We start from the raw sequence: 4,719 nt of genomic DNA, 5'->3' as shown, positions 1-4,719 counted from the left end.
CTCACCGGCCACAAGTTTCCGCGCATGGCGTATTACCGTGGCGGCGTCGACAAGAAGAACCAGTACTTCGGCCCGTTCCCAAGCGCGTGGGCCGTGCGCGAGAGTATCCAGATTCTGCAGCGCGTTTTCCAGTTGCGCACCTGTGAGGATTCCGTCTTCACCAATCGTACGCGGCCTTGCCTGCTGCATCAGATCGGCCGCTGTACCGGTCCGTGTGTCGGGTTGATCAACGAAGAGGATTACGCGCGCGATGTATCGAACGCATCGCGGTTCCTGCTCGGACGCCAGGGCGAAGTGATGAAGGAACTCGAGCAGAAGATGCACGCATTCGCCGCCGATCTCAAGTTCGAACAGGCCGCGGCCGTCCGTAACCAGATGAGCTCGCTGTCCACCGTGCTGCATCAGCAGGCCATTGAGGTAGGCGGCGATAACGACGTCGATATCCTGGCGGTCGCAGCACTTGGCGGCAAGGTGTGCGTGAATCTCGCGATGGTGCGCGGTGGCCGGCATCTCGGCGACAAAGCCTATTTCCCGACGCACGTAGAGGCAGCGTTGGCCATCGAGGACGCGATGCCGGAAGAGCTTGCCGGCGATGACTTCGTGGACGGCGTGGCGAATATTGTCATTGAACAAGTCGATGCGAACGTCGATGCGCTTATCGATGAGCTCGCGCTGCCGGCCGGCACCCTCGCGGCGCGCGAGCAGGATTTCGAGGCCCACGCCACTACGGGTGAAATGCAGGAGGAGATTGCTGAAACCGGCGCCGCGCCGCTGGATGACGCGACGGAATCGGAACGTCAGGGCGCGCTTGAGGCCGAGGTGCTGGAGGCGTTTATCGCCCAGCATTACATCGGCAATCGCGTGCCGCCCGTGCTGGTGGTGAGCCACGCACCAACGAACCGCGAGCTCGTCGACCTGTTGATCGAACAGGCCGGGCACAAGGTCGTGGTGCTGCGTCAGCCGCAGGGACAAAAGCGTGCGTGGCTGTCGATGGCTGAATCGAATGCAAAGCTCGCGCTCGCGCGCTTGCTGTCCGAACAGGGTTCGCAGCAGGCCCGCACGCGTTCTCTTGCGGATACGCTGAGCTTCGAAATGGACGATCTCGCGCAGTTGCGGATCGAATGTTTCGACATCAGCCACACGATGGGCGAGGCGACTCAGGCATCGTGCGTGGTGTATCACCATCACAAGATGCAGTCGGCCGAATATCGGCGCTACAACATCACCGGCATCACGCCTGGCGACGATTACGCCGCCATGCGCCAAGTCCTCACGCGCCGCTACGAGAAGATGCTGGCGCAGGCCGCGGCGCGCGCTACTGATGAACCGCAGCACGAAGCGGCGGAGCCAGTGGAAGTGGCAGAAGCGGTGGACTTGGAGGCCGAAGCGCAACTGGAGCCAACCAGTCCCGCCGAAGCCGATGTCGCTGAACCCGTGCCATCGGGTGGCCGCTTGCCGAATATCGTGTTGATCGATGGTGGCAAGGGACAGGTCGAGATTGCGCGGCAAGTGTTCGCTGAACTGGGCCTTGATCGCAGCATGCTGGTGGGCGTGGCGAAGGGGGAAGGCCGCAAGGTCGGTCTCGAAACGCTGATTTTCGCCGATGGCCGCGCAGCGCTCGAACTTGGCAAGGAGAGCGCGGCGCTGATGCTTGTCGCGCAGATTCGCGACGAAGCGCACCGTTTCGCAATTACCGGCATGCGCGCGAAACGGGCGAAGACGCGGCAGACATCGCGGCTTGAGGAGCTGGAGGGTATCGGCGCGAAACGGCGTCAGAAGCTGCTGTCGCGTTTCGGCGGTTTGCGCGGCGTGCAGGCGGCGAGCGTGGAGGACCTGGCGAGTGTCGAAGGCATTTCGCAGGCGCTCGCCGAGCAGATCTACCGGCAGTTGCATTGAGTGCAATGTCCGGCCGTCCGGCCCGTCGTCTTGTGACATATAGGGCGACGCGGCACAATGGCACCTCTCTATAAGAGTCACGCCCATGCCGTTTAATTTTCCGATTTTCCTGACGTGGCTGCGAATTGTGCTGATTCCGCTCGTCGTGGGCGTCTTCTATTTGCCGGACGTGATGATGAGCCCGGACCATCGCAACCTGCTTGCAATGGTCATCTTCGTGCTGGCCGCGCTGACCGACTGGTTCGACGGCTACCTCGCGCGCAAGCTCAATCAGACGTCGGCATTCGGCGCGTTCCTCGATCCCGTTGCAGACAAGCTCATGGTCACCGCCGCGCTGCTCGTGCTCGTGCAACTGATGCGGCTGAACGCGGTGATTGCGCTCGTGATTGTGGGCCGCGAGATCACGATTTCGGCGCTGCGGGAATGGATGGCGCAGATCGGGGCATCGAAAAGCGTGGCAGTGAATTCGCTCGGTAAATTCAAGACGGTCTGCCAGATGGTCGCCATCCCCATGCTGCTGTTCTATGGACCGCTGAGGATTGCCGGCACACCGTTCGTTATCGATACCCGTGTGTGGGGACTCTGGCTGATCTACGTCGCTGCGTTTCTCACTGTGTGGTCGATGCTCTATTACATGAAGCTCGCCTGCCGCAGATTCGTGAGCGCGGCGGTATGTTGTGATTCGGCATGCTGTGATTCAGATTGGAGAGCGTTTAAAAGTGATGGGGTACATACAAAGCGCTTGACACTAAAGTTGGCCTTCTCCATAATCTCGTTTCTGTCGGGTGAACGCAAAAAACCGCGAAGCCTGATGAAGGTAAAAAGCAGTGAATTGGCAGAAGAAGTCAGCAAGATGCGGGAGTAGCTCAGTTGGTAGAGCGCAACCTTGCCAAGGTTGAGGTCGCGAGTTCGAGCCTCGTCTCCCGCTCCAAATTAAGAAAGTCATTGGCAATGGTAAGCCGGTGACTGGCAGTAAAGTGCAGGACCATGCGGGAGTAGCTCAGCTGGTAGAGCGCAACCTTGCCAAGGTTGAGGTCGCGAGTTCGAGCCTCGTCTCCCGCTCCAAAAAAAGGGGAAGCCAAGCTTCCCTTTTTGTTTGGTGGACTGTTCGGTGGACCCATTCAAAAGTTGACGTTGGGTTGGTTTTGCCAGACACGGATTGCAACATGTAAGTCCCCGCTTCTGGCGCGATAGCAAAGCGGTTATGCAGCGGCCTGCAAAGCCGTTTAGGCCGGTTCGACTCCGGCTCGCGCCTCCAGAGATTCAAAGAAAAAGCCCTGACTCGTCAGGGCTTTTTCTTTGTCTGCGCCGCTCGCGCGAACAAAGAGCGGGTCGATCTACACCGTTCTACACGCCAGATAAACGATATCGGGCCAACCGTGCGGCAGCCAGATCCCACGCAGCGCATCCAACGCTTTTGAACAGCACGGGTTGATCCGGCGAACCGACCCACGAGCCTTCGATAACAGCGGCCAACGAGCCGACCGTATCCCAATCGACGTTCGCCTGAATAAGATCGCCGGCTTCGTGTCTCGCACCCGCTGGATCGTCCACCAGGATCGCGCTTTGGTGCACGATCGACGCGGCGATTTCGGCTGCATCCGGCGTGAATGCGCCAACTCCCACGACCAGTCGCCCAGTGCGCGCCGCATCGCGATAGACCGGAGTTTTGCTCGTGGTCAGCGTGACAACGACGTCGACGTCTTCGGGAATCATGTCGCCTTCGAGCGGAATCAACTGTGAGCCCAGTCCTGCATGCGCCGCCGCGAACCGGGCTGCCGATTGCATCGACGTACCTTTCACGTAAAGAACCGAGTCAGGGAAGAGCGCGGCAAACGCTTCGGCATGATTGCTCGCTTGCTTGCCGGTGCCGATCAGCAAAATCGATTTCGCGCTTCGGGCAAGGCAGCGGATACCCAGCGCGGAAATACCTGCTGTGCGTCTTCCCGTGACCGTCGGGCCATCGAGCGAAAAGAGCAGTTCTCCGCTGGATGAGTCGTACGCCGTGACCTGGCCGTGAATGGTCGGTTTACCTAACGCCTTGTTGCCGGGACACACGTTCACGAGCTTATGGATTGCTATATCCGCCGCAGTCGCCGGCATCGAGAGCATGACGCCGCCGGCCTGCAGCGGCACGACCAGCCGCTCCGGACTTTCTATGCTGCCCGCCGCGTATTCCACTACAGCTGCACTCAATGTATCGATTAGTTCCGTATAGGGAAGCAGCGCCGCAGTCTGTTGTTCATCGTAGGACTTGGTCATGCTCATCGCACCAGGAAACCGTAGGTCAGCGGATCGCGGTCGTCGATGATCCAGTTAGCGAAGCCGCAAATGTAGGCATTGCCCTCGACTTCCGGGATGACTGCATCGAACGGTCCGAGCTTTGTTTCGCTCAGCACGCGCCCCTTGAATATCGTGCCGATCACCGACTCGTTGATCAGCGTTTCGTCTTTGCCCAGCAGGCCGCGAAAGTACAGTTGTGCGACCCTGCCAGCCGTGCCCGAGCCGGTCGGCGAGCGATCGACTTCACGGTCGGCGAAGACGCAGCAGTTCGCCTGCGTGGAGCCTGCGTGCCGCGGTTGATTGGCAATGATCGTGCCGTAGATGTGGTTCAGTTCCGGAATCTCTGGATGCGCCACCTTGACCGCTGCATTGGCCGCGGCTTTTACTTCGGCGCCGAATTGAATCAGTTTGTCGATGGCCGATTCGCGAATGGGCAAGTCGAAAGGCGCGCCGTCGGTGTAGAAATAGAACGCCCCGCCGAAGGCGATGTCGCCAGTAACGCTCCCGAACGAGGGTGTCTCCACGGTGACGTCACGCTGC

The 4,719-nt window shown here is 60.0% G+C and carries 3 protein-coding genes, 3 tRNA genes and 1 pseudogene; 5 read left to right on the top strand and 2 right to left on the bottom strand.

Features of this window, described 5'->3' with window-relative positions; translation table 11 throughout:
- From JWR14_RS32295 to JWR14_RS32275, 5 genes and pseudogenes are all read left to right on the top strand, one after another.
- The coding region (locus JWR14_RS32295; protein WP_299717562.1) for an excinuclease ABC subunit UvrC at nucleotides 1-1,896 on the top strand (1,896 nt) is incomplete at its 5' end.
- An 85-nt stretch (nucleotides 1,897-1,981) separates the two neighbouring features.
- Nucleotides 1,982-2,577 (top strand): annotated as a pseudogene (pgsA, locus tag JWR14_RS32290) (CDP-diacylglycerol--glycerol-3-phosphate 3-phosphatidyltransferase).
- 174 nt (nucleotides 2,578-2,751) lie between these two features.
- Nucleotides 2,752-2,827 (top strand) — tRNA-Gly (locus JWR14_RS32285).
- Between the two features lie 58 nt (nucleotides 2,828-2,885).
- Nucleotides 2,886-2,961 (top strand) — tRNA-Gly (locus JWR14_RS32280).
- A gap of 119 nt (nucleotides 2,962-3,080) precedes the next feature.
- A tRNA-Cys gene (locus JWR14_RS32275) sits at nucleotides 3,081-3,154 on the top strand.
- Nucleotides 3,155-3,243: 89 nt separating this feature from the next.
- Here JWR14_RS32275 and lhpI read toward each other — a convergent pair.
- Together lhpI and JWR14_RS32265 are read right to left on the bottom strand one after the other, a co-directional pair.
- Entirely contained in the window at nucleotides 3,244-4,158 is a 915-nt protein-coding gene (lhpI, locus tag JWR14_RS32270) for a bifunctional Delta(1)-pyrroline-2-carboxylate/Delta(1)-piperideine-2-carboxylate reductase (protein ID WP_299717560.1), read from the bottom strand.
- A 2-nt stretch (nucleotides 4,159-4,160) separates the two neighbouring features.
- The coding region (locus JWR14_RS32265) for a proline racemase family protein (protein WP_299717558.1) at nucleotides 4,161-4,719 on the bottom strand (559 nt) is incomplete at its 5' end.

The sequence above is a fragment of the Caballeronia sp. genome (assembly GCF_028292365.1).
Classification (GTDB): Bacteria; Pseudomonadota; Gammaproteobacteria; order Burkholderiales; family Burkholderiaceae; genus Caballeronia.
The sequence above is the reverse complement of the archived record's forward strand: the minus strand, read 5'-3'. Positions and strand labels throughout refer to the sequence as shown.